The following is a 22,343-nucleotide window of genomic DNA, read 5'->3' as shown; positions in this document are numbered from 1 at the left end:
TCGCGCATCCGTGGGAGGAGAACGATGGCTGCAAAGGTCCTTGTCCTGCTGGGCACCAAGAAAGGCGCCTTCATCGCCGAAAGCGATGCCGAAAGGCGCTCTTGGAAGCTGCGCGGGCCGTTCTGCGAGACTTGGCCGATGAACCATGTCGTCGCCGACCCGAAGACCGGCACCATCTGGGGCGCGGGCGGCAACGAATGGTTCGGCCCCGCGGTGTGGAAATCGACCGACCTTGGCGAAACCTGGACGCATTCGAGCGACGGGCTCGCTTATGCCGAGGGCGAAGAGCCGATCAAGGCGGTGTGGAGCCTCGCCAAAGGCAATGGCAGCCTCTTTGCCGGCGTACAGCCCGCCGGCCTGTTCCGCAGCGACGACGGCGGCCAGAGCTGGAGCCACGTCGAAGGGCTCCAGAAGCACCCTTCCCGGCCGCACTGGAACCCCGGCGGCGCCGGCCTGATCCTGCATTCGCTGGTCATAGACCCCAACGATCACGACCGTATCTGGATCGGCATCTCGGCCGCCGGCGTGTTCTATACCGGCGACGGCGGCAAGAGCTGGGAGCCGCGCAATCTCGGCACCCGTGCCGACTTCATGCCAGAGGGCGAGAACTACCCCGAATTCGGCCAGTGCGTGCACAATCTGGTGATGGCGCCAGGTATGCCCGACCGGCTCTACCAGCAGAACCATTGCGGCATGTACCGTTCCGACGATGGCGGCAAGCGCTGGGTCAGCATCGAAAAGGGCCTGCCTTCGACCTTCGGCTTCCCGGCAGCGACCCACCCGCGCGATCCCGAAACGCTGTACCTTGTGCCGCTCAACGGCGATTCCGCCGGCCGCTATGTCCCCGACGCCAAGGCAGCCGTGTGGCGGACGCGCGACGCCGGCCGCGAGTGGCAGGCGATGCGCAGCGGCCTGCCGCAGGAAAACGCCTATTTCGGCGTGCTGCGCCAGGCGATGGCGACCGACCGGCTGGAACCGGCCGGCGTCTATTTCGGCACCAGTTCGGGCGCGCTGTTCGCCAGCGCCGACGAGGGCGAAAGCTGGGTGAACGTCACCCAGCACCTGCCCTCGATCCTGTCGGTGGAAACGCTTGTGGTGGACTGACGGGAACAGGCAGATGCTCGACGACGCCCCATCCCGCACCGGGAAACATCAGGCTGAGGCCGCGCCCATCGTGGTGCGGCTTCCCGGCGTGCTCGTCGACCTGTTCCCAGGTGCGCCGCGACGGGTGGAAATGACGGCCTCAACGGTCAAGGAGATGGTCGACCAACTCGACAAAAGCTGGCCTGGCATGCGCGACCGCATCTGCGACAGCCGCCCTGCCATCCGCAAGCATATGAACGTCTTCGTCGAAGGCGAGCGCGCGACGCTGAAGACGAAGCTCAGGCCCGGCGTCGAGGTATTCGTGCTCACCGCCATCAGCGGCGGCTGAGCCGGACTGCAGGCACTGCAGCGACGGCAGACTGCGCAGCCAGGCTTTCTTCCTGCAACCATTGCGCTAGGATCGCAGCAGATTCTCTTTCGGGGACCGAGATGATGCGACGTAGCAGTGTATTTCTGGCACTCATGCTGGCTTTTGCGCCGGCCCTCCCGCAGGTTGCGGCGGCGCAGGAGCGCGTGGAAACGCTGCGCATGCGCCCTGGCGCGACGCAGACGACGGTGCGCGGCATCGTCATCGGCCGCATCAGCGCCTCCTACAGGCTCGAGGCACGCGCCGGCCAGCGCATGAGCCTCGACCTCAATTCGCGCAACACCTTCCTCTATTTCAACGTGCTCGATCCGCGCGGCCGGACCATCGCCCGCGAGCAGACCCAATGGGACGGCCGGCTGCCGGCCTCCGGCGTCTATACGATCCAGATCTATCTCGTGCGCGCCGAAGCGCGGCGCAACCGCCCGGCACCGTTTTCGCTCGATGTCCGCGTTGCCGGACGCGGCGAAGCACCTGGCCCCGGTCCGGAGCCGTTGCCGGGACCGCGCTCCTGGCGCGTCGTCGGCGTAACGCCCGATGATGTGCTCAACATGCGCACGACGCCCTCGCCGCGCGGCTTCGTCGTTGCCGAAATACCGTTCGACGCCGGCGGCCTGCGCAATCTCGGCTGCCAGGACGGCCAGAGCTGGTGCAAGGTGCGCTACCGCGGCCAGGAAGGCTGGGTCAACGGCCGCTTCCTGCGGCCGGAGTGACAAGCGAGATCGGCGACGCGTGCAAGCGGCCGGGACAGAACTTTCCGGCCGGCCGAAGCGGAGTCAGCGTTCGGATGGGTTTGTCCCCGGTTCGCCAGGGTTTTCGCTCTCGACCTCGCCGGTGGTGATGGTTCCCACGACAATGGACTCGCCGATCGGCTCGCGACGCTGTCGCGTGTCGGCGACAACCTTGTCCATCTCCGCCTTGATTTCGGCAAGCAATGCCAGCGCCTGGGCCTCGCGGTGCTTCAATTCCGGGCTCGGATCACCCGATTTGGCCTCGCCCGCAGCTCGCGCATTACGCGCGGATAGATAATCCTTGTAGGCGGCGTCCCACTTTTTCATCAGGACAACCCAGGCATCGACGGCGTCGTGTTTGCTGGGATCTGCAGGCTGGTGCGAACTAGGCAAATTGAACCCTCGAACAATCCGCATTACGCGGAATGGAAAGCGGCACTGCAATCATATGCCGTATTTGGACTAACCCCGCCGCATGTCATCTAACGACAACCTACCATGCGGACTGTCGAGCGTCATTCGCTAGCGCGCACTATATGCGCCGCGGCTACAATGAGCTGTGGAAAGTAGCTGCCGGGCCACACCACGCAGCACGACGCGGCCCTGGCGCACTCTTTTTGCCACCGATCACAATATTGCGACCAGCCGAGTGAACGTTCCCAAAAAATGCAACCAGCACGGGTTTTACGACGCATTCGAGCGGTCGGAACGCATTTTGTGAGGTATCGGCTGATAGAAACGTTATTAAAGCGATGCATAATATAAAAGTGACGAATTGCAACCCAACCGAACATAAGCGTAAATTTGGAACTTCGATCCGCATAAATCAATCTAGACCAAAGATAACCTCGCACAAAACATAAATCTAACACGCTCATACAAGTACGATATTTTAAGATGTATATTGATTTTCCTTCTATAGATACGAATATTAACCATGGTTTACAAAAGGTAAACAAATTGGTAAAGTTCAGTTGGCGAGTGGGGCTTACAAGCACTTGCGTCCAGATTTTCCACGGGAACAACCTGGTTGCGAAATTGTCGTTTTCACCAGGGTGCTATTCTGCGTCCGGTCTGTTTGGTTCGCGTAGTCGTCAGGTAATGCCGCCACCTTTGGGTTGGAGTAAGCGTTATGACGGCGGCAGCATTCCCGCAGCGACCTGCTATGGAAATCTTCAAGGCAGCAGGAATGCCTCTCGGCGGCACTGCACGGATCAGCGTGGTGGTCCCCGCCATGAACGAGGCAAAGAACTTGCCGCACGTTCTTCCTCACATTCCTGCCTGGGTCGACGAAGTCATCCTTGTGGATGGAAATTCCACTGACGACACCATCGCCGTTGCACGCGAACTGCTGCCTGACATCATTGTCCTGCAGCAGGAGAAGCGCGGCAAGGGTGCAGCGCTGTACACCGGCTTCAGCGCAGCCAAGGGCGACATCATCATCACTCTGGACGCCGACGGCTCCGCCGATCCCGGCGAAATCCCGGCTTTCGTCGGCGCCCTGCTTGCCGGCGCCGACTTCGTCAAGGGCTCACGCTTCATGCAGGGCGGCGACACCACCGACATGGAATGGTATCGCAAGCTCGGCAATTGGGGCCTGCTCCGCCTTGTGCGCCTGCGCTTCGGCGGCAAGTTCACCGACCTCTGCTACGGCTATAACGCCTTCTGGCGCGACGTGCTGCCCTGCCTCAACCTCGAACAGGCGACCGGTTTCGAGATCGAGACCCAGATGAACGTGCAGGCGCTTCGCGCCGAGCTCAATGTATTCGAGGTCGCAAGCAAGGAATTCCCGCGCATCCACGGAACCAGCAACCTGCGCACCTTCCCCGATGGTTGGCGCGTGCTCAAAACGATTGTCAGGCTGGGCATCTCACCACTGCCCAAGGTGCCGGCGCGCCGCCGCGCAGCAGCCGGACTGCAACAACCCAGCATCTAGGCGGGCGGTCATGGCGGCTTCGGGGGACAAGGTATCCGTCATCATTTGTGCCTATTCCGACGATCGCCGGGAGCAGCTTCACCGCGCCATCGCCTCCGTACTCGCCCAGCGCAGCAAGCCGAGCGAGGTCATCGTGGTCATCGACCACAACACGCCGCTGTGGCTGGACGTGTTTGCCGCCTATCCGATGCTGGCCGTGATCGTCAATGAAGGCGCGCGCGGCCTTTCCGGCGCCCGTAACACCGGCCTCCGGCGCGCCAGCGGCGACATCCTGGCCTTCCTCGACGACGATGCCATCGCCGATCCTTACTGGCTGGCACGCATGCTGCCCCACTACGACAACCCCTCGGTCATTGGTGTCGGCGGCCGTGTGCTGCCGTTGTGGCAGGTCGACCGGCCGCGCTGGTTTCCCGAGGAATTCCAGTGGGTTGTCGGCTGCAGCTATCGCGGCCAGCCGGACCGGATCGAACCGGTGCGCAATCCCATCGGCTGCAACATGTCATTCCGCCGGACCGTCTTCGACCTGACCGGCGGCTTTCGCGAGGGCATCGGCCGCACCGCCGCCGATGCTGCCGGCTGCGAAGAGACAGAGCTTTGCATCCGCGCCACGCAGGCCATGCCGGGCGCCCTCATCCTCTACGACCCCCAGATGAGCGTGCACCATCAGGTCAAAGCCGAGCGCGCCGGCTGGCGCTACTTCCGCAAGCGTTGCCTCGCCGAAGGCCGTTCCAAGACCCAGGTCGTCAAGGCGGTGGGCGCCCAGGACGGGCTCGCCAGCGAGCATCGCTACGTCATGCGCGTACTGCCCGCAGGGATCCTGCGCGCCCTGGGCGATAGCGTTCTCAAGCTTGACCCATGGGCGCTGGCGCGGGCCGGCGGCATCGTTTTCGGATTGGGCTACACCGTCTGGGGTTATTTCGGCGCGCGGCTGAACCGGGCATGGAGGCAGGCATGAGCGAAGCGCAGTTCCGCCCGATCAAGGTCCTCGATATCGATGTCTGCCGGCCGATGAACGACGTGCAGATGCTCGACACCATCAGCGGAGAGCGCTACGGCGGCGTATTCTGCCTCGTCCGGCGGATGGGGCGCCCGGTCTCGACCATGGAGTTTGCCTTCGACGGCGACGTGCTGACCACTATTGACCTGCGCGCGCGGATCGCCGAGCACAAGGCGGTCCAGAACAGCGCGCTGCAGCACGATGCGCCGCTGCCGAAGAAGGAAGGGCCGTTCGCCAGCGTCGTCATCGCCACCCGCAACCGCGCCGAAAGCCTGGCGCGCTGCCTGGATTCGCTGCTTGTCCAGACCTATGAGCCCTTCGACATCGTCGTCGTCGACAATGCACCGTCAGATCGCCAGACCGCCGACCTGATCGCCACGCGCTATGCCAGGGGCAAGGCGGTACGCTATGTCAGGGAGGATGTGCCCGGTCTCGGGCGCGCCCACAATGCCGGCCTCGCCGACATCTCCTCCGAGCTTGCGCTGTTCACCGACGACGACGTCATCGTCGATCCCAACTGGGTGGCGGCGATGGCGGCGAATTTCGACCGCGCCGGCCGGGTCGGCTGCGTCACCGGCCTGATCCTGCCCGCGGAACTCGATACCCGGGCGCAGTTCTGGACCGAGCGGCACGGCGGCTTCGGCAAGGGTTTTGCGCGCAAGGTCTTCGACCTTGCCGGGAACCGGCCTTCCGGTTCGCTGTTTCCCTTCACCGCCGGCCAGTTCGGATCGGGCGCCAACATGGCGTTCCGGACCGAGGCGCTACGCCAGATCGGCGGCTTCGATTCCGCCCTTGGCGCCGGCACGCTTGCCCGCGGCGGCGACGACCTCGCCTCATTCTACGCCGTCGTCCAGGCTGGCTTCCAGCTGGTCTATGAACCGCGCGCGCTTGTCTGGCATCATCATCGCCGCGGCGAGGACGGCATGCGCCGCCAGGCCTTCGGCTATGGCATGGGCCTCGGCGCCTACCTGACCAAGGTCGTCGTCGACGATCCGCCTGCAGCCTTGCAGCTGGCGCGCGCAATGCCCGCGGGCATTGCCCATATGGCCGGCCCGACCTCGCCCAAGAACCAGCGCCTGCCGGGCGACTATCCCGGGACATTGATCTGGCGCGAACGGCTGGGCATCGCGGCCGGCGTTCCAAACTATCTGCGCAGCCGCTACGCCGCCTCGCGGCGCCCGACATCCGGTGTCGCCCGTCCGGAAAACGGCCAAGACGTCTACGCCAAAGGAGGGTCGACCGCCATGCGCCCAACCGTGCCCATCCTGCTCTATCACAGCGTCGACACCGACTGCGCGCCGGCCTACCGGCGCTGGATGATGACGCCCGAGGAACTCGACCAGCACATGAAGGTTCTCGTCGAGGGCGGCTTCCGCCCGGTGACGATCTCGGCGCTGGCGACCATCTTCCGCGAGCACAGGCCCGTGCCGCCGCGCACCGTGGCCATCACCTTCGACGACGGCCTGTGCGATTTTCTCACCGGCGCCAAGCCGGTACTCGAGCGATACGGCTTCGCCGCCACGCTCTATGTCGTCTCCGGCTTCGTCGGAAAGACCAGCGAATGGCTAGCCGCCTGTGGCGAGGGCGAGCGCCGCATGCTCGACTGGAACGAACTTCGCGGTCTCGCCTGCGAAGGCATCGAGATCGGCGCCCATACCGTCAACCACCCGCAGCTCGACATCCTGTCGGCGGTCGAGGCCGCGCGCGAAATCCTCGACAGCAAGCTCGCCCTCGAACACGGGCTGAAGCGGCAGGTGCACAGCTTTGCCTATCCGCATGGCTATTCCAGCCGCACCACGCGCGCGCTGGTCCGCGGCGCGGGTTTCCAGTCGGCCTGCCGCGTGCGCCATGCCTTGACCTCGACGACAGAGGACCCGTTTACGCTGTCGCGCATCGTCATGACCAGCGAGGTCGGGCCGGCGGATTTGCGCCGCCTGCTGACCCAGCCGGTCCTGCCGGTCGCGCCGCCCGCCGACAGGCTGGCGGCCACCGGCTGGCGCATGTTCCGCCGTTTCCAGCATATAACCCATGCAAGCGGCTGAAGAAGCTCACTCAGCGGCCTGAAGCCGGCTTGCATCGAGCATCGCCCGGATCTCCGAGCGGCACGAACCGCAATTGGTGCCGGCTTTCAGCAGCTTGCCGATCTCGTCGACGCTTGTGCTGCCGCCCGAGATCGCGGTGGCCAACTGGTTCACTCCGACATTGAAGCACGAGCAGACGATGCGGCCGACCGACGGCACCGGCACCGGCGCACGCCCCGACAGCAACGCGCGGCGGTCGAGCGGCGAGAGCTGTTCGCGTGAGGCCAGCAGCGACAGCAGCCAGTCCCGCTCCGGCAGGTGGCCGTGCGGCGCCACCAGCAGCGCCTCGGTGAGCCTGCCCTCGGCGTCGGTCGCGGCGGCGCGGAATGTCGAGCTGCGCCTGTCGGTATATTCGAGCAGTTGGTCGGCCGGCACCACGTCGACCAAACGGCGAGCGAGCAGGATGCCCTGCTCCGGCGGCTCGGTGCCGGACAGTTCGTAGACCCAGCCACCCTGGACGGCTGCGCGGCTCCAGTGGACAAAACCTGTCGGCCTGAGGTCGCGGCGGGTCATCAGCACGCCGGCCCAGGCGACAGGCTCGCGCGAGATCCGCACCGGCACGTGCTTGAGCTCCGGCTGGCCCGAAAACGGGTCGGTGACAGGCGCCGACAGTGATCCGGCCGCGGCATTGGCGGCAAAGCGGCCGCTCCAGTGCATCGGCAGGAAGGCTTCGCCCCGCCGCTGGCCGAAGCTGGTGACAGCCTTGGCCCGAGCGCCGCCATAGCGGCTTTCGATGCGAACGAGGTCGCCGTCGGCGACCCCCAGTGCAGCTGCGTCGGCGGCGTTCAGCTCGATCACCGGCTCCGGTGCATTGGCCATCAGGCGGGGCACTCGCCCCGTGCGGGTCATGGTGTGCCACTGGTCGCGCAACCGGCCAGTGTTGAGGACAAGCGGGAAAGCGGCGTCGGCCGGCAGTGCCGCACCTTCCTGGCGGACGGCCACGAAACGGGCGCGGCTGTCCGCGGTGGGGAACCTGCCGTCGCCGAGCAACCGTTGAGTCCCGGCTGAAGCACCTGTGACAAACGGCCAATGAAGGGGTGCAAGCTCTTCGTATGCGGTATCGGAGACATCGGCGAGGCCGCCAATGTCGAACAGGCGGGCGCCGTCGTTCTCGAAGGCGGAGAGTGCGGCATGCTCGCGAAAGATGGCCGCCGGGTTGGCGTAGTCGAAGGCGTCGGCAAAGCCCATACGCCGGGCGGCCTCTGACACGATCCACCAGTCGGGACGGGCCTCCCCCGGCATCGGCAGGAACGATCTCTGGCGCGATATCAAGCGCTCCGAGTTGGTCACCGTACCGTCCTTCTCGCCCCAGGCTGTCGCTGGCAAAAGCACGTCGGCGAAATGGCTGGTATCGGTGCGGGTGACATCCGACACCACGACGAAGTCGCAGGACTTCAAGGCCGCGCGAACCTTGCCGGCATCCGGCATGCTGACGGCCGGGTTGGTGCCCATGATCCACAGCGCCTTGATGCGTCCGTCGCCTGCCGCCTCGAACATGTCGACGGCCTTGAGGCCCGGCTTGCGGGCGATTGCGGGTGCATTCCAGAACCGGCCGACGCGGTCGGATGCGGACGGATCGTCGAAGCCCATATGCGCCGCCAGCTGGTTGGCGAGCCCGCCGACCTCGCGGCCGCCCATGGCGTTGGGCTGGCCGGTGACCGAAAACGGCCCCATGCCCGGCCTGCCGATACGGCCTGTGGCGAGATGGCAATTGATGATGGCGTTGACCTTGTCGGTGCCGTGTGCCGACTGGTTGACGCCCTGGCTGTAGACTGTGACCGTGCGCTCGGTCGCCGCGAACCGGTCGTAGAAGGCGGCGACCTCCGCAGGTGCAAGGTCGCAGCCCTCGGCGACGCGCTTCACCGAGGGAGCGTCGGCCGCTGCAAGACTGAGTGCCGCTTCGAAGCCCAGCGTATGGGCAGTGACATAGGCTTGGTCGGCGGCGCCGGTATTCGCGAGATGCGCCAGCAGGCCGTTGAACAGCAGCACGTCGGTGCCGGGCTTGAGCTGCAGATGCAGGTCGCATTCCATTGCGGTCGCCGTGCGTCGTGGATCGATGACAACGATCCTCGTCCCGCGTTCGGCCCGCGCCGCGAGCAGGCGCTGGTAGAGGATCGGATGGCACCAGGCGGTGTTGGAACCGACCAGCACGACGAGATCGGCCTGTTCGAAATCCTCGTAGACGCCCGGCACGATGTCTTCGCCGAAGGCCCGCTTGTGGCCGGCGACGCTGGAGGCCATGCACAGGCGCGAATTGGTGTCGATATTGGCCGATCCGATAAACCCCTTCATCACCTTGTTGGCGACGTAATAGTCCTCGGTGAGCAATTGGCCCGAGACATAGAAGGCGACCGAATCCGGGCCGTGTTGCGCGATGGTCTCGGAGAACCGTTGGGCCACCAGATCGAGCGCTGCGCCCCAGGAGGCACGACGACCGGCGATCTCGGGATGGAGCACGCGCCCGTCGAGGCCCAGCGTTTCGCCGAGCGCCGACCCCTTGGAACAGAGCTTGCCGAAATTGGCGGGATGGCCGGGGTCGCCACGCACGGACGTTGTGCCGTCCGCGGCAACCCGCGCCTGCACGCCGCAACCCACCCCGCAATAGGGACAGGCGGTCCTCACCTCGCGTGCATCCGTCATGGTCAGGCAGCCTTCGAAGCCAGGACGTCGAGGGCAATGAACAGTCGCCCGTCCTCAACCTTGAGCGGGATGGTCCTGACCGAGCCTTCGTCGGCGCCTTGGGCCTTGCCAGTCTCCAGCGAAAACACCCAATTGTGCAGCGGGCAGGTCACCGACGCGCCGTGCACGATGCCCTGGCTCAGCGGCCCGCCCTTGTGCGGACAGTGGTCCTCGATGGCGAAGACCTGCTCTTCGGCGGTACGGAACACGCCGATCTTGCCCTGTGGCGTGTTCACGCAGCGCGCGCCGCGCAACGGTATGTCGGCCAACGTGCCGATCGCGATCCAATCCATCCCGCTCATTCCGCTGCCTCCGCAAAGCCGACGGACGCCATCGGCCGGAACTCGTGCTTGTCCTTGCCGGAGACCCGCTCCGACCATGGATCGACCTGGGCGAACTTCTGGCTGAAAACGAAACGCTCGTAGTAGGCCTTGCGCTTCTCGGCATCGTCGAGGACCTGGCGTTTGATCTCGGCCACCCCGACGCGCTTGGCCCATTTGTAGATTCGCTCGAGATAGCGGCCCTGCTCGCGATACATCTGTGTCAGCGCGACGATCACCTCGAGCGCCTCATCCTCGCTCTTCACCAGCCCGAGCACCTCGGTGCCCTTGATGTCGAGGCCGGCGGCACCGGCGAAGTGGATCTCGTAGCCGGAGTCGACGCAGATCACGCCGACGTCCTTGCACGTCGCCTCGGCGCAGTTGCGCGGGCAGCCCGACACCGCCATCTTGAGTTTGGCCGGCGTCCACGAGCCCCACATGAATTTTTCGATGCGGATGCCGAGCCCGGTCGAATCCTGCGTGCCGAACCGGCACCAGTCCGAGCCGACGCAGGTTTTCACCGTGCGCAACCCCTTGGCATAGGCGTGGCCCGAGACGAAACCGGCCTTGCCGAGATCGGACCAGACCGCCGGAAGGTCTTCCTTCCTGATGCCCAGCATGTCGATGCGCTGGCCGCCGGTGACCTTGACCAGCGGGATCTCGAACTTGTCGACGACGTCGGCGATGGCGCGCAGTTCGTTGGCGTTGGTCACCCCGCCCCACATACGCGGCACCACCGAATAGGTGCCGTCCTTCTGGATGTTGGCGTGGACACGCTCGTTGATGAAGCGCGACTGGTAGTCGTCGGCATATTCGTCCGGCCAGTCGCAGACGAGGTAGTAATTGAGTGCCGGCCGGCACTTGGCGCAGCCGCAGGAGGTCTTCCACTGCAGCTCCTGCATCACCTCGGGGATGGTCTTCAGCCCCTTGGCCTTGATCAGCCTGCGCACGTCGTCATGGCCGAGGTCGGTGCACTTGCACATCGGCTGCACGGCGGCGGGGTTGTAGCTGTCGCCCAGCGTCAGCGACATCAGTTGCTCGACCAGCCCAGTGCAGGAGCCGCAGGAGGCGGACGCCTTGGTATGCGCCCGCACGTCGTCGAGCGAGGTCAGCCCCTTTGCCGCGATGGTGCCGGTGATCTTGCCCTTGCAGACGCCGTTGCAGCCGCAGATTTCCGCATCATCCGCCAGTGCCGCAACGGCCGCCATAGGGTCCAGCGGCGATCCTCCCTGATAGGCCTGGCCGAAGATCAGCGTATCGCGCATCTCCGAGATGTCGGTCTGTTTCTTCTTCAGGTCGTTGAACCAGGCGCCGTCGCCGGTCTCGCCGTAGAGCACCGTGCCGATGACGCGGTTGTCCCTAAGCACCAGTCGCTTGTAGACGCCGGCCGCGGCGTCGCGCAGCACGATCTCCTCACGGTCGTCGCCATCGGCGAAGTCGCCGAGCGAATAGAGGTCGATGCCGGTGACCTTGAGCTTGGTCGGCGTGTCGGAGTGGACGAAGCCGGCCGTTTGATCGCCGGCGAGGTGGGCGGCTACCACGCGTGCCATCTCGTAGAGCGGCGCGACAAGCCCGTAGACCTGGCCGCCGACCTCGGCGCATTCGCCGAGCGCCAGGATGTCGGGGTCCGAGGTCCGCATGCCGTGATCGACGACGATGCCGCGATTGGTGTCGATGCCTGCGTCCTTGGCGATCCCCGCATTGGGACGGATGCCGACCGCCATCACCACCAGCGTCGCCGGGATGATGGTGCCGTCGTCAAGCTCGACGCCCTCGACCTTGCCGTGGCCGACGATGGCCTTGGTGTTGGCCTTGGTCATGACCTTGATGCCGCGCGCCTCGACCGCCTTCTGCAGGAGGTAGCCGGCGGCCGGATCGAGCTGGCGCTCCATCAGCGTCGGCATGACGTGCAGCACTGTCACATCCATGCCGCGCGATTGCAGGCCGGCGGCGGCTTCGAGGCCGAGCAGGCCGCCGCCGATGACGATGGCCTTGGCCCGTGACTGGGCGGCAAGCAGCATGGCGTTGACGTCGTCGAGGTCGCGGTAACTCAGCACGCCGGCCATGTCGTTGCCCGGCACCGGGATGATGAAGGGCACCGAGCCGGTGGCGATGACCAGCTTGTCATAGGGCTCGGTCACGCCATGATCTGACGTGACGGTCTTGGCCGCGCGGTCGATGGCGACGATCCTGTGGCCCTTGTAGAGGGTGATGCCGTGCTTGATGTACCAGCCGTCGCCATGGATGATGATCTCTTCATAGCCCTTCTCGCCCGACAGGACCGGCGACAGCATGATGCGGTCGTAGTTCACGCGCGGCTCGGCGTTGAAGATGGTGACCTGGTAGCGGCCGGGTGCGGCCTCCAGCAGGTGCTCCAGCATGCGCCCGGGGGCCATGCCGTTGCCGATGATGACAAGTCTCTCGGTCATAACGGTGCTCCTTGGCGGTGTCACTGGGCGGCGAAGGTCAGCGGCTCGTCGACGCTGTCGCGCGACATCCTGCGGACCGACAGGTGCATCCAGACGAGCGAAGCGACGACGAGGGCGAACAACAGCATGAAGCAGCTCGACCAAAGGCCGGTGAGGTCGTTGAGTGCGCCGAAGGCGATGGGCAGGATGAAGCCGCCAAGGCCGCCGATCATGCCGACAAGGCCGCCGACTGCGCCGACATTCTCCGGATAATAGGCCGGGATGTGCTTATAGACGGCGGCCTTGCCCAGGCTCATGAAGAAGCCGAGGACGAAGGCGACGACCATGAAGGCCACCGGCCCGACCTCGAAATGGAACGACATCGGCCCGCTGATACCATGCACAACATAGTCGGCCGTTGGCAGCGACAGGATCAGCGTGGCGATCGCTGAGACACCGAACGTCCAGTACATCACCGTGCGGGCGCCGATCCGGTCGGACAGCACGCCGCCATAGGCGCGGAAGATGCTGGCCGGGATGGAATAGGCGGCGCCGATCATGCCCGCAGTGACGATGTCGAAGCCGTAGACGCCGATCAGATAGCGCGGCAGCCACAGCGCCAGCGCGACGAAGGCGCCGAACGAGAAGAAATAATAGAGGCCGAAGCGCCAGACCTGGACATTCCTGAGCGGTGCGAATTCGTTCCAGAAGCTCTTTGGCTCTGCGCCATGGATACGGCGCTGGCGGATGACCGGGTCGTCTTCGCTGGCGAACCAGAAGATGAAGGCCATGAAGCCGAGGCAAGCGGCCCAGATCAGCGCCACCTCCTGCCAGCCGCCGGCAAGCAGGACGAACGGCGCCAGGAACTTGGTGACGGCGGCGCCGACATTGCCGACGCCGAAGATGCCGAGCGCGGTGCCCTGCTTTCCCGCGGGAAAGAAGCGCGAGACATAGGCGACGCCGACGGCGAAGGAACCGCCGGCGAGGCCGACGCCGAGGGCGGCTATCAGCATCTGCGTGTAGGTCTGGGCAAAGGCGAGCAGGAAGGTGGCGATGGCCGCCGCCAGCATGGTTGCCGTGTAGACGAGGCGTCCGCCGAAACGGTCGGTCCAGACGCCGAGCACGATGCGCACTAGCGAGCCGGTCAGGATCGGGGTGCCGATGAGGAGGCCGAACTGGGTTTCGGAGAGACCCAGCTCCTGCTTGATGCGCACGCCGATGATCGAAAAGATCGTCCACACGGCAAAGCAGACGGTGAAAGCGAGGGTGGAAATGGCAAGCGCCCTGACCGGAGCATTGTCCTGGCTGGGCGCGGCTTGGAGGGTTGCAGTCATTGTCGGCTCCGTTGTGCGGCGTGGGAGGCGCCGCGCTTCTCTGGATCGCGAAAACAAAAAAGCTGCCGGCCAGGGTCGCGCGTCCGTACATCCGGGATCGCGGTCGTCTGGTCGGCAGCTTTGCCTGAGACGCCCGCCATTGGACGCCGATATGTCTGGCCTTTCGGCCTCGCCTATTGCAACGCACAAACCGTGCCAGTTTGGCAGCGCGAGGCGTTTCCATTCATTTTCAGATGCTTACATGATCGACGGATCTGAGCCGTCAAAATGCCGGCGGTCAAACGATGATCAACCGGCACCGACATCTGCCTGTTTTATGTGCAGCGCACAAAAAAGTTCAGCCGCCGCCTGCCATTCGCTGAGCCGCGATATAGCCGTCGAGATCGTCGGGATCGAACAAGCCGCCGTCGAAGAAACCGTCCGGACCGAGCACCAGGCTGGCCCCGGCCGAGCCGACCGGAGTTGGCGTGGGCAGCGCGCCCTCGACCTTGGCGTTGGCGCCCGGCAAGGCCGCACCCAGCGGCTTGAGCGCAGCGCGATAAAGGTCGGGCCGGTAGGTGTCACGGGCGATGGCGGCATTCTCGGTCGAATGCCCGGCCTGCCCCCAACGCACCATCTGGCTATAGAACCACAATGCGTGGCTCTTCCACGGAAACGTCGCCGCCCTCGCCTGCGGCATGAAGAAGTCGTCGACCTCGACGGAACTGTCCGCCGACGTCCGGAGTTGGCCCGAGAGCGCCGGCGACATCCAGTCCGCCGGTCGTCCGACATAGGCGGGAGCTGCCATGATGCCTGCCAGTTCGGCGTGATTGGCTGGCGAGGCACACCACTGCGCTGCGTGATGGATGGCGCGCAGCAATGCCGCCAGCGCATCGGAGTTGGCCTCGGCCCAGCGCGCATCTGCCCCCAGCACCTTTTCCGGGCTGGAACGCCAGATCTTGGCTTTCACGGTGGCGATGCGGCCATGGCCGAGCATGACGGCGGCGGTATTCCAGGGCTCGCCGGCACAGAAGCCGTCGAGGGAACCGGATCCCAGCGCATCGGCCATCAGCGGCGGCGGCAGGATCACAATCTCGATGTCGCGATCGGGGTCAATGCCGCAGGCGGCGAGCCAGTAGCGCAGTTCGTAGTTATGGCCCGAATGCGGGTGCACGACGGCAAAACGCAGCGGTGCGGCACCTGCGCGGACACGATCGGCAACGACGCCCCTGAGCGCGTCGCCGGCAGCGCGCGGCGAAAGATCGGCGCTCGCGCCATGTCCGATCATGTCGTGCCACAGCGCATTCGACACGGTGACGGCGTTGCCGCCGAGGCCCAGCGCCATCGGCACGACGGTGGTCGCGGCCAGCGGCGTCAGGCCGAGATTGCAGGCAATCGGCATCGGCGCCAGCATATGCGCCACCTGGAAATGCCCGACGGCGAGCCGGTCGCGGATATTGGCCCATGAGGTCTCGCGCACCAGGGTGAGCGCGATGCCCTCGGCTGCGGCAAACCCCTTTTCCCTGGCCGCGACCAGAAGGGCGCTGTCGAGCAACGGCAGGAAGCCGGCAGAAATCTCGAAACGGGCATCGGTCATGCGTCGTCTCCCAACAGCCCGGCCGCAGTCACAAGGCTCTGCGCAATCTCCGACAGCTTGCGGTTCTGGTTCATCGCCGCCTTGCGCAGCAGCGCATAGGCCTCCGTCTCGGAGACCCCGCGCGACTTCATCAGGATGCCCTTGGCCCGGTCGACCACCTTGCGGTCCTCGAGTTCGCTGCGCGCTTCTTCCAGTTCCCGCGACAGGCGCGAAAATGCGTTGAAGCGGCTGACGGCCATGTCGAGGATCGGCTTGACCCGCTCGCGCTTCAGGCCGTCGACGACATAGGCCGACACGCCTGCATCGACCGCCGCCTCGATCGAGGCGCTGTCGGAGCGGTCGACGAACATGGCGATCGGCCGCTTCACCGCGCGCGACAGCTGGAACATGTTCTCCAGCATGTCGCGGTTGGGATTTTCCAGGTCGATGACGATGACGTCGGGATTGATCTCGGCGATGCGCCGGGCGATGCCGGCGACATCGTGGACGAGCGTCACCTCGTCATGGCCAGCCTCGCGCAGCCCCGCCTCGATGATCGAGGCGCGGATGCGGTTTTCATCAATGACGAGCACGGCGAGAGGTTTGGCGGCCATGCCCTATTTTGCGCGCCGCCGTTAATTGTGCAATGCGGCAATCGAGGTCTTGGAACTGCTGCGTCAGTGGGCCTGCGATCTCACATAGCCGATGTAGCCACGGACGTCGGCCGCAGGCTCGGCATAGGCCTGGCCGAGCGCATCCTCCATCGCCGCGACATAGTCCTTCGCCCAGGCCGGCAGCGGATAGTCGATGACCGCCAGGAATTCCAGCGTCGCTGCGAACCGGATGTCGGCGATCGACGGCTTGTCGCCGCCGATGAATCTTTTGTCCTTGATGTAGAACGTGCGGAAGACATCGAGCGGTTCGGCGAGTGCCTCGACGGCCGCCTTGCGCGCCTTCTCCTTGGTGTCGGGATCGGCATCGCTGTGGCCGACCTCGCCCGGATATTGCGGAAAATTCAGCGCCGGATAGGTGGCCCGTGCGAGATACGGGTAGAACGTGCCGATCAGGTAGAACATGGCGCTGTCGATCATCGCCCGCTTTTCCGGGCTGCTCGGGTAAAGCCCCTCCAGCCCGTGCTTGTTGCTGAGATACTGCATGATCGCGCAGCTCTCCCAGAGCGCACCGTTCGGAAGCTCCGCCGTCTCGATCATCGGCGTCAGATGCGCGGGACAAATGGCCAGGTATTCAGGCGACCTGGTCTGGCCGAACACGTCGTTCTCGGCGAAGTCGAGGCCGGCAGCACGGACGAACACGCGCGCGGCCATGTTGTTGACGCTGGGCTTGATCACGTTGAGCTTGATGTCGGGCATGTCATCGCTCCCTGCTTGTGTGTCAGCTCTTGGTGTAGGGATCCTTCGGCGTCCGGTCGGACGACAGGGTCGCGCGGCTCCCCTCGACCAGCGCTTCGATGGCGTCGGCCAGGTGGATCTCGGCAATGTTGTAGTCGCCGCGGGCAACCCTCACTTTGTGCGCCTCCATGAGCACGTCGGCATGCGTGTGGCCGTGGGGTGGCTCGAAACGATAGGAGGCGAGTTCGATCAGCAGGCCGAGCGGATCCTCGAAATAGATCGAATCCATGAAGCCGCGATCCTTGACGCCGCTGTGCCTGATGCCGCGCTCGTCGAGACGGGCGACGGCCTGCAGGAAGGTCACGCGCGAGACCGCAAACGCGATGTGGTGAACGCAGCCGATGTCCGTCGGGGTCCGTTCCGGTACCGGTTTGCGGTTCTCGTCGGTGAAGATGGTGATCAGGCGTCCGTCGCCAGGGTCGAAATAGAGGTGGCTCTCGCTGGCCCTGTCGAGATTGGGCTGTTCGAAGATGAAAGGCATGCCGAGCACGCCTTCCCAGAAGTCGATCGACGTCTTCCTGTCGGCGCCGACCAGTGTGATGTGGTGAACGCCTTGAGACTGGAGCTTGCGCATTGCCATCCTCCGCCGGCAGCCGCGACACGCGACGGCGCCGACCGCGGATACTAGTTCAAAACCCGTCCCTGTGCCAGAAAGCGCCCGCGCCCAAGTCCGAGCATTCTCCGATTATTTGCCAAAGCAGCGATGGCGTCAGGGCTAGCGGCTGGCCAGCCGGCTCTGGTTCAATGGCTGCCGCAGCAGCGATCGCAGCCTTGCCCGTCATTGCGGCCGATCTCGACGCGCCAGAGCTCGGGGCCCTGCTCCAGATACTCCCAGGTGAGTTCCGTCGGGAACGCCATTTCGAGCTGGTAATGCAGCGGGCGCGGGTCGTGATCGCTGGCCAGCACGAACGTTGCGCCAGGCGCCAGCGCATCCACCATGGCGAATATCCGGGGATGGCGTTCCATCCGGGGAATGGTCCTGACATCGATCACGGGGATGCTTCCGGCTTCTGCGATTGCCATGTTGTTCTGTCCTCCGGCCCGCAACAGGAAATGCCGGGAGAAGCGGCCGCCCTGCCCCCGGATGCGGGAAACCCTAGAGCGGAAGGCGAAGGCCGAGATTGCCGAAACGCAAACAATTCGGGGAAATGGCCCCAGCTTGGCATTTCGCAAAGAGACCGGGCAGCCGGCGGCCTAGATCAGTCGGAAGCAACAGCGACAGAACTGGAAAAGCCATGACCGCAACCATACTGGAGAAATATGGCGAGGCCCGCCTGCCCCGCTACACGAGCTACCCCACCGCGCCGCGCTTCTCGCCGGCCATCGGCACGGGGGCCTGTGGCGACTGGCTGCAACAGTTGCCAGGCAACGACCCGGTGTCGCTCTACCTGCATATCCCGTTCTGCCGCTCGATGTGCTGGTACTGCGGCTGCCACACCACCATCACCAGGCAGGACCGGCCGATCCTCGACTATCTCGCCGTGCTGCACGACGAGATCCGCATGGTCGCCGAGCGCATCCCGCACCGGCTGCCGGTCGGCGAAGTGCATTTCGGCGGCGGCACGCCGACCATCGTCTCGCCGGCGGAGTTCCTGGCGCTGGCGGCGCTGCTGCGCGAACACTACGACTTCTCCGACACGACCAGCATCGCCGTCGAGATCGACCCGCGCCGCCTGACGGCTGAAATGGCGCTGGCGCTCGGCGCGGCGGGTGTCACCCGCGCCAGCTTGGGCGTCCAGAGCTTCGATCCCGTGGTGCAGAAGGCGATCAACCGCATCCAGACCCAGAAGCAGACGGCGGATGCCACCGACAACCTGCGCCGCGCCGGCGTCAGCGGCATCAATTTCGACCTGATCTACGGCCTGCCGCACCAGACGGTGCAGTCCTGCATCGACACCGCCAATGCGGCGATGGCCATGCTGCCCGACCGTTTTGCGGTGTTCGGCTATGCACATATCCCTTCCTTCAAGAAGCACCAGCGCATGATCGACGAGGCCGCCCTGCCCGACGGTGCCGCCCGCAACGCCCAGGCAGAAGCCATTGCCGAGACGCTAACCGCCGCCGGCTACCCGCAGATCGGCCTCGATCATTTCGCCCTGCCGGGCGACGATCTCGTCCAGGTACAGGAAGCGGGCAAGCTGAGGCGCAATTTCCAGGGCTACACGACGGACAACTGCGAGACGCTGATCGGCTTCGGCGCGTCCGCGATCGGCCGCATGAAGGACGGCTATGTCCAGAATGAAGTAGCGCCCGGCCTCTATGCCCAGCACATCGCTTCGGGACAGCTCGCGACCGCCAAGAGATATCGCCTGACAGCAGAAGACCGGTTGCGGGCCGAGATCATCGAACGGCTGATGTGCGATTTCAGCGCCGACGTCGGCGCGATCTGCAGGACGCGTGGCGTTGACCCATCGGCGCTGCTTGCCGGCAATATCAGGCTGCAGGAACTGGCCGCCGACGGGGTGGTAACGATTGCCGATGGCGTGGTGCGCGTCAGCCGGGAGCACCGCTTCGTCATCCGTGCGGTCGCCGCAGCCTTCGACGCTTATATCGACCAGTCGAACCGGACCCACAGCAAAGCGGCCTGAAACGCCGGGACACCGGAAGCAAAAAGGCCCGGCTCTGGCGCGCCGGGCCTTTCGCCATCGCGGCCTCGTCCCCCTAGCCTGCAAGGCTGCGATAGATGGCGGGAAGTGCGGCCGGCAGCTTGGCGATGTTGCCGACCATGGCGTAGCCGTTCTGGCCGAACAGCGCCGGCACGTAGGATTTCGCCTCGCGGTCGACAGTCACGCCGAAGACGCCAAGCCCGCTGCGGCGGGCCTCGATGACGGCGCGGCGGCTGTCTTCCAGCGCGAAACGGCCCTCATAGTGGTCGAGGTCGTTGGGCTTGCCGTCGGTCAGCACCAGAAGCAGCTTCTTGCGATTGGGCTGCTTTGCCAGCTCCGCCGTGGCGTGCCGTATGGCCGCCCCGATCCTGGTGTAATAGCCCGGCTTAAGGGCCGCGATACGCGCCTCGATGGTTGAGCTCATCGACTCGTCGAAGGCCTTGACCACCTCGATGCGCACCCAGTCGCGCCGCCGCGACGTGAAGGTCAGGATCGAGTGGTTGTCGCCGCAGGCGGCGAGACCGTTGGCAAGGATCAGCAACGCTTCTTTCTCGACGTCGAGCACCCGGCGGTTGTCGAACCAGGCGTCGGTCGAGAGCGACACGTCGACCAAGATGGTGACGGCAAGGTCGTGTACCTGGGGCCGGCTCATCAGGTGGATGCGGTCGCTGCCCTGGCCGCCGGCGACGAGATCGCAACGGGCTCGCACCACGGCATCGAGGTCGAGATCGGCGCCGTCAAGTTGGGCGCGCAGCACCTCATGGCGCGGCCTCAGCACTTCGAACTGGCGGCGCACCCGTCTTATGAGGCGCCGTGTCTCCAGATCGGGCTCGCCGGCCATCCCGGTTTCCGCAGCAGGCGCAGCCAGAACCCGGCAGTGATCGGGGAGATACGTGCCGGTCCGGAAATCCCATTCAGGATAGGTACGTTCCGCAGTCAACGGGGTGCGGTCCAGCGCCTCGGGCGGCAGGTCGAGGTCGAAACGGAAGCGCGAAGCCGGACGCCCCTTGCGTTCGCCGAGCGTCATGTCGTCGAGGTCTTCGGCGGCCTTGGCATCGTCGTCGCTGTCGTCGGAAGGACGGTCGACATTGACCATCTCGGCCATGGCGAGGATCTTCTCGAAGCGGTTCAGGATGAACGGGCTGCGGTCGTCCTTGCGCGCCTCCTGGTTCTCGCGCACCGCGACCTGGCGCTCGATCTCGACACCGCCGGCATCGCGGCCGCCTGTCACGGGTTCGTCCTCGTCGCGGCGGGGCGAGGTCTCCGGCGGAAGCAGCGCGTCGGGCCACAAGGGCACGGGTAGCATCGGCAGGTATCCCGCCGGAGCGCGGTGCGGGAAGATCGCCGGCAGGGTATCGTCGGGCAGGCCGGCTTGGTGCCTGAGCAGTCTGGCCACGCGCCCTTCGATCTGCGCCTCGACCGAGGGCAGCGGGGCGCGATGGCGGGCGGCAAGCGTGGCCGCCGCAAGGCGCCGATAGCGGCGTCCAAGCCCCGGGAAGATTTCCGTCACGCTGGCAACCGTCGCCTCCGCGCGCCGCAAGGCTTCGAGGTCGCGCAGCAGCGGATCGGTCTCGACGATGGGATCGAGCGGCATCAGGGCCATATAGGCGGAAAGCCAGACATAGAGATCGCGGTTGAGCCCCTTGTCGGGGAACAGGTCGCTCACTGCCGGCAGCATCAGCGACGAGCCGTCGCGCGCCGGCTGGGCGAGCTTTTCCTCGCCGAGCCCCATGCGCTGGCGCCAGCCGAGGCGATGGCCCGAGGTCCTGCCGCGCACGGCAGCGATCTGGACGGCACACTCGCCGCCGAATCCGCGAAAGCAGACGGCAAGCACCGGCTGCATGGCGGCCAGATGCACCGCATGTTCGGGATGGCGCGGCCAGGTCTGCACATGGCCGATGAGGCGATGCCAGGCGCGGCCGACCGTCTCTTCAAGCTCGAGGAAGTCAAGCATGGGTGCCTCAGCGGATCAGGGAATCGGCCAACTCGACCAGAGCCGCCTTGACGTCGGGTTCGTCGGTCAGCGGCTCGATCATCGCCGCAAGCACGGCTTCGCGCGCAGGCACGCCTGCGTCGATGAGTGTGGCGCAATAGACCAGCAGGCGGGTCGATGCGCCCTCCTCCAGGTCGTGGCCCTTGAGCGCGCGGATGCGCCGGGCGAGTTCGACCAGCGGCGCAGCCTGGCCTTCGGCAAGCCCGCTTTCGGCCGACACGACGGCGATCTCTTCAGCCTTGGGCAGGAAATCGAACTCGATGGCGACGAAACGCTGGCGGGTGCTCGGCTTCAGGCTTTTCAGCAGGTTCTGGTAGCCGGGATTGTAGGAGACGACGAGCATGAAGCTCGCCGGCGCGATCAACTGCTCGCCGGTGCGTTCGAGCGGCAGGATGCGGCGGTCGTCGGTCAAAGGGTGCAGCACCACGGCAACATCCTTGCGCGCCTCGACGATTTCGTCGAGGTAGCAGATGCCGCCCTCGCGCACGGCGCGGGTCAGCGGCCCGTCGACCCAGACGGTGTCGCCGCCCATCAAGAGGTAACGGCCGGTGAGATCGGCGGCGGCAAGGTCGTCATGGCAGGAGACCGTCGACAGCGGCAGGCCGAGCTTCGCCGCCATATGGCTGACAAAACGCGTCTTGCCACATCCGGTCGGGCCCTTGAGCAACAGCGGCAGCCGCCGCGCCCAGGCGCGCTCGAACAGGCTGCATTCGTTGCCGGAGGGGCTGTAATAGGCGGGGCTGTCGGCGGCGGGGCGGACATTCGGCAATTTGGCCGTCATGGGGGCGATGGTCATCGGGGAACTCCGTGGGGGAAGCGGTCGCAG

General features: G+C 65.5%; 19 protein-coding genes. 7 read left to right on the top strand and 12 right to left on the bottom strand.

Annotated elements, in window-relative coordinates; all coding sequences use genetic code 11:
- Positions 1-24 precede the first annotated feature (24 nt).
- The 3 genes from CO731_RS13475 to CO731_RS29330 all read left to right on the top strand — a co-directional run bounded on the left by CO731_RS13475 (position 25) and on the right by CO731_RS29330 (position 2,181).
- Positions 25-1,104 (top strand): glycoside hydrolase, encoded by a 1,080-nt coding sequence (locus CO731_RS13475; RefSeq protein WP_108607543.1) that lies wholly within the window; start codon positions 25-27, stop codon positions 1,102-1,104.
- Positions 1,105-1,117: 13 nt separating this feature from the next.
- Positions 1,118-1,432, top strand: a complete 315-nt coding sequence (locus CO731_RS13470; RefSeq protein ID WP_108607542.1) for a MoaD/ThiS family protein — start codon at positions 1,118-1,120, stop codon at positions 1,430-1,432.
- Positions 1,433-1,533: 101 nt separating this feature from the next.
- Complete coding sequence (locus CO731_RS29330; protein ID WP_108607541.1) at positions 1,534-2,181, top strand: SH3 domain-containing protein; 648 nt, start codon at positions 1,534-1,536, stop codon at positions 2,179-2,181.
- A 63-nt stretch (positions 2,182-2,244) separates the two neighbouring features.
- On the opposite strand, the gene CO731_RS13460 is transcribed toward CO731_RS29330, so the two are convergent.
- The gene (locus CO731_RS13460; protein WP_108679441.1) at positions 2,245-2,526 is read right to left on the bottom strand and encodes a hypothetical protein; all 282 of its coding nucleotides are present in this window, start codon (positions 2,524-2,526) and stop codon (positions 2,245-2,247) included.
- Positions 2,527-3,331: 805 nt separating this feature from the next.
- Between CO731_RS13460 and CO731_RS13455 the strand changes: the two genes are divergently transcribed.
- The 3 genes from CO731_RS13455 to CO731_RS13445 are packed head-to-tail and all read left to right on the top strand — an operon-like array spanning position 3,332 to position 7,174.
- On the top strand, positions 3,332-4,135 hold the full coding sequence (locus tag CO731_RS13455; protein ID WP_108607539.1) for a glycosyltransferase family 2 protein: 804 nt from the start codon (positions 3,332-3,334) through the stop codon (positions 4,133-4,135).
- A gap of 10 nt (positions 4,136-4,145) precedes the next feature.
- A complete protein-coding gene (locus CO731_RS13450; protein ID WP_108607538.1) occupies positions 4,146-5,090 on the top strand; it encodes a glycosyltransferase family 2 protein in 945 nt (314 codons plus the stop codon).
- Positions 5,087-7,174: a polysaccharide deacetylase family protein gene (locus CO731_RS13445; protein ID WP_159091636.1), complete on the top strand. Its 2,088-nt coding sequence runs from the start codon at positions 5,087-5,089 to the stop codon at positions 7,172-7,174. Before CO731_RS13450 ends, CO731_RS13445 begins: the two co-directional genes overlap by 4 nt.
- Before the next feature lie 6 nt (positions 7,175-7,180).
- On the opposite strand, the gene CO731_RS13440 is transcribed toward CO731_RS13445, so the two are convergent.
- The 9 genes from CO731_RS13440 to CO731_RS13400 all read right to left on the bottom strand — a co-directional run bounded on the left by CO731_RS13440 (position 7,181) and on the right by CO731_RS13400 (position 17,941).
- Positions 7,181-9,853, bottom strand: a complete 2,673-nt coding sequence (locus CO731_RS13440; RefSeq protein WP_108607536.1) for a nitrate reductase — start codon at positions 9,851-9,853, stop codon at positions 7,181-7,183.
- A gap of 2 nt (positions 9,854-9,855) precedes the next feature.
- Entirely contained in the window at positions 9,856-10,185 is a 330-nt protein-coding gene (gene nirD / locus CO731_RS13435) for a nitrite reductase small subunit NirD (RefSeq protein ID WP_108607535.1), read from the bottom strand.
- 5 nt (positions 10,186-10,190) lie between these two features.
- Entirely contained in the window at positions 10,191-12,641 is a 2,451-nt protein-coding gene (gene nirB / locus CO731_RS13430; RefSeq protein WP_108607534.1) for a nitrite reductase large subunit NirB, read from the bottom strand.
- 20 nt (positions 12,642-12,661) lie between these two features.
- Complete coding sequence (locus CO731_RS13425; protein WP_108607533.1) at positions 12,662-13,954, bottom strand: nitrate/nitrite transporter; 1,293 nt, start codon at positions 13,952-13,954, stop codon at positions 12,662-12,664.
- Between the two features lie 337 nt (positions 13,955-14,291).
- The gene (locus tag CO731_RS13420; RefSeq protein WP_108607532.1) at positions 14,292-15,530 is read right to left on the bottom strand and encodes a CmpA/NrtA family ABC transporter substrate-binding protein; all 1,239 of its coding nucleotides are present in this window, start codon (positions 15,528-15,530) and stop codon (positions 14,292-14,294) included.
- Positions 15,527-16,123 carry an ANTAR domain-containing response regulator gene (locus tag CO731_RS13415; protein WP_108607531.1) on the bottom strand — a complete coding sequence of 199 codons (597 nt, stop codon included), beginning with the start codon at positions 16,121-16,123 and terminating at the stop codon, positions 15,527-15,529. The genes CO731_RS13420 and CO731_RS13415 overlap by 4 nt, the downstream gene beginning before the upstream one ends.
- 63 nt (positions 16,124-16,186) lie before the next feature.
- Positions 16,187-16,879, bottom strand: a complete 693-nt coding sequence (locus CO731_RS13410) for a glutathione S-transferase family protein (RefSeq protein WP_108607530.1) — start codon at positions 16,877-16,879, stop codon at positions 16,187-16,189.
- A 22-nt stretch (positions 16,880-16,901) separates the two neighbouring features.
- On the bottom strand, positions 16,902-17,492 hold the full coding sequence (locus tag CO731_RS13405; protein ID WP_108607529.1) for a VOC family protein: 591 nt from the start codon (positions 17,490-17,492) through the stop codon (positions 16,902-16,904).
- A gap of 167 nt (positions 17,493-17,659) precedes the next feature.
- The gene (locus tag CO731_RS13400) at positions 17,660-17,941 is read right to left on the bottom strand and encodes a DUF2249 domain-containing protein (RefSeq protein WP_108607528.1); all 282 of its coding nucleotides are present in this window, start codon (positions 17,939-17,941) and stop codon (positions 17,660-17,662) included.
- Between the two features lie 212 nt (positions 17,942-18,153).
- Between CO731_RS13400 and hemN the strand changes: the two genes are divergently transcribed.
- Positions 18,154-19,506: an oxygen-independent coproporphyrinogen III oxidase gene (gene hemN, locus CO731_RS13395; RefSeq protein WP_108607527.1), complete on the top strand. Its 1,353-nt coding sequence runs from the start codon at positions 18,154-18,156 to the stop codon at positions 19,504-19,506.
- A 73-nt stretch (positions 19,507-19,579) separates the two neighbouring features.
- Here hemN and CO731_RS13390 read toward each other — a convergent pair whose 3' ends face one another.
- Together CO731_RS13390 and CO731_RS13385 are read right to left on the bottom strand one after the other, a co-directional pair.
- Positions 19,580-21,478 carry a nitric oxide reductase activation protein NorD gene (locus CO731_RS13390; RefSeq protein ID WP_108607526.1) on the bottom strand — a complete coding sequence of 633 codons (1,899 nt, stop codon included), beginning with the start codon at positions 21,476-21,478 and terminating at the stop codon, positions 19,580-19,582.
- 7 nt (positions 21,479-21,485) lie between these two features.
- A complete protein-coding gene (locus CO731_RS13385) occupies positions 21,486-22,298 on the bottom strand; it encodes a CbbQ/NirQ/NorQ/GpvN family protein (protein WP_108609825.1) in 813 nt (270 codons plus the stop codon).
- Positions 22,299-22,343 lie beyond the last annotated feature (45 nt).

This window comes from Aminobacter sp. MSH1, assembly GCF_003071665.1.
GTDB classification, from domain to species: Bacteria; Pseudomonadota; Alphaproteobacteria; order Rhizobiales; family Rhizobiaceae; genus Aminobacter; species Aminobacter niigataensis.
The sequence above is the reverse complement of the archived record's forward strand: the minus strand, read 5'-3'. Positions and strand labels throughout refer to the sequence as shown.

Bases quoted from the DNA above. Each gene is read 5' to 3' on its own strand.
- nirB (WP_108607534.1), bottom strand. From the start codon at position 12,641: ATGACCGAGAGACTTGTCATCATCGGCAACGGCATGGCCCCCGGGCGC.
- CO731_RS13415 (WP_108607531.1), bottom strand. From the start codon at position 16,123: ATGGCCGCCAAACCTCTCGCCGTGCTCGTCATTGATGAAAACCGCATC.
- CO731_RS13475 (WP_108607543.1), top strand. From the start codon at position 25: ATGGCTGCAAAGGTCCTTGTCCTGCTGGGCACCAAGAAAGGCGCCTTC.
- hemN (WP_108607527.1), top strand. From the start codon at position 18,154: ATGACCGCAACCATACTGGAGAAATATGGCGAGGCCCGCCTGCCCCGC.
- CO731_RS13460 (WP_108679441.1), bottom strand. From the start codon at position 2,526: ATGAAAAAGTGGGACGCCGCCTACAAGGATTATCTATCCGCGCGTAAT.
- CO731_RS13455 (WP_108607539.1), top strand. From the start codon at position 3,332: ATGACGGCGGCAGCATTCCCGCAGCGACCTGCTATGGAAATCTTCAAG.
- CO731_RS13420 (WP_108607532.1), bottom strand. From the start codon at position 15,530: ATGACCGATGCCCGTTTCGAGATTTCTGCCGGCTTCCTGCCGTTGCTC.
- CO731_RS13405 (WP_108607529.1), bottom strand. From the start codon at position 17,492: ATGCGCAAGCTCCAGTCTCAAGGCGTTCACCACATCACACTGGTCGGC.
- CO731_RS13440 (WP_108607536.1), bottom strand. From the start codon at position 9,853: ATGACGGATGCACGCGAGGTGAGGACCGCCTGTCCCTATTGCGGGGTG.
- CO731_RS29330 (WP_108607541.1), top strand. From the start codon at position 1,534: ATGATGCGACGTAGCAGTGTATTTCTGGCACTCATGCTGGCTTTTGCG.
- CO731_RS13385 (WP_108609825.1), bottom strand. From the start codon at position 22,298: ATGACGGCCAAATTGCCGAATGTCCGCCCCGCCGCCGACAGCCCCGCC.
- nirD (WP_108607535.1), bottom strand. From the start codon at position 10,185: ATGGATTGGATCGCGATCGGCACGTTGGCCGACATACCGTTGCGCGGC.
- CO731_RS13470 (WP_108607542.1), top strand. From the start codon at position 1,118: ATGCTCGACGACGCCCCATCCCGCACCGGGAAACATCAGGCTGAGGCC.
- CO731_RS13410 (WP_108607530.1), bottom strand. From the start codon at position 16,879: ATGCCCGACATCAAGCTCAACGTGATCAAGCCCAGCGTCAACAACATG.
- CO731_RS13425 (WP_108607533.1), bottom strand. From the start codon at position 13,954: ATGACTGCAACCCTCCAAGCCGCGCCCAGCCAGGACAATGCTCCGGTC.
- CO731_RS13445 (WP_159091636.1), top strand. From the start codon at position 5,087: ATGAGCGAAGCGCAGTTCCGCCCGATCAAGGTCCTCGATATCGATGTC.
- CO731_RS13400 (WP_108607528.1), bottom strand. From the start codon at position 17,941: ATGGCAATCGCAGAAGCCGGAAGCATCCCCGTGATCGATGTCAGGACC.
- CO731_RS13450 (WP_108607538.1), top strand. From the start codon at position 4,146: ATGGCGGCTTCGGGGGACAAGGTATCCGTCATCATTTGTGCCTATTCC.
- CO731_RS13390 (WP_108607526.1), bottom strand. From the start codon at position 21,478: ATGCTTGACTTCCTCGAGCTTGAAGAGACGGTCGGCCGCGCCTGGCAT.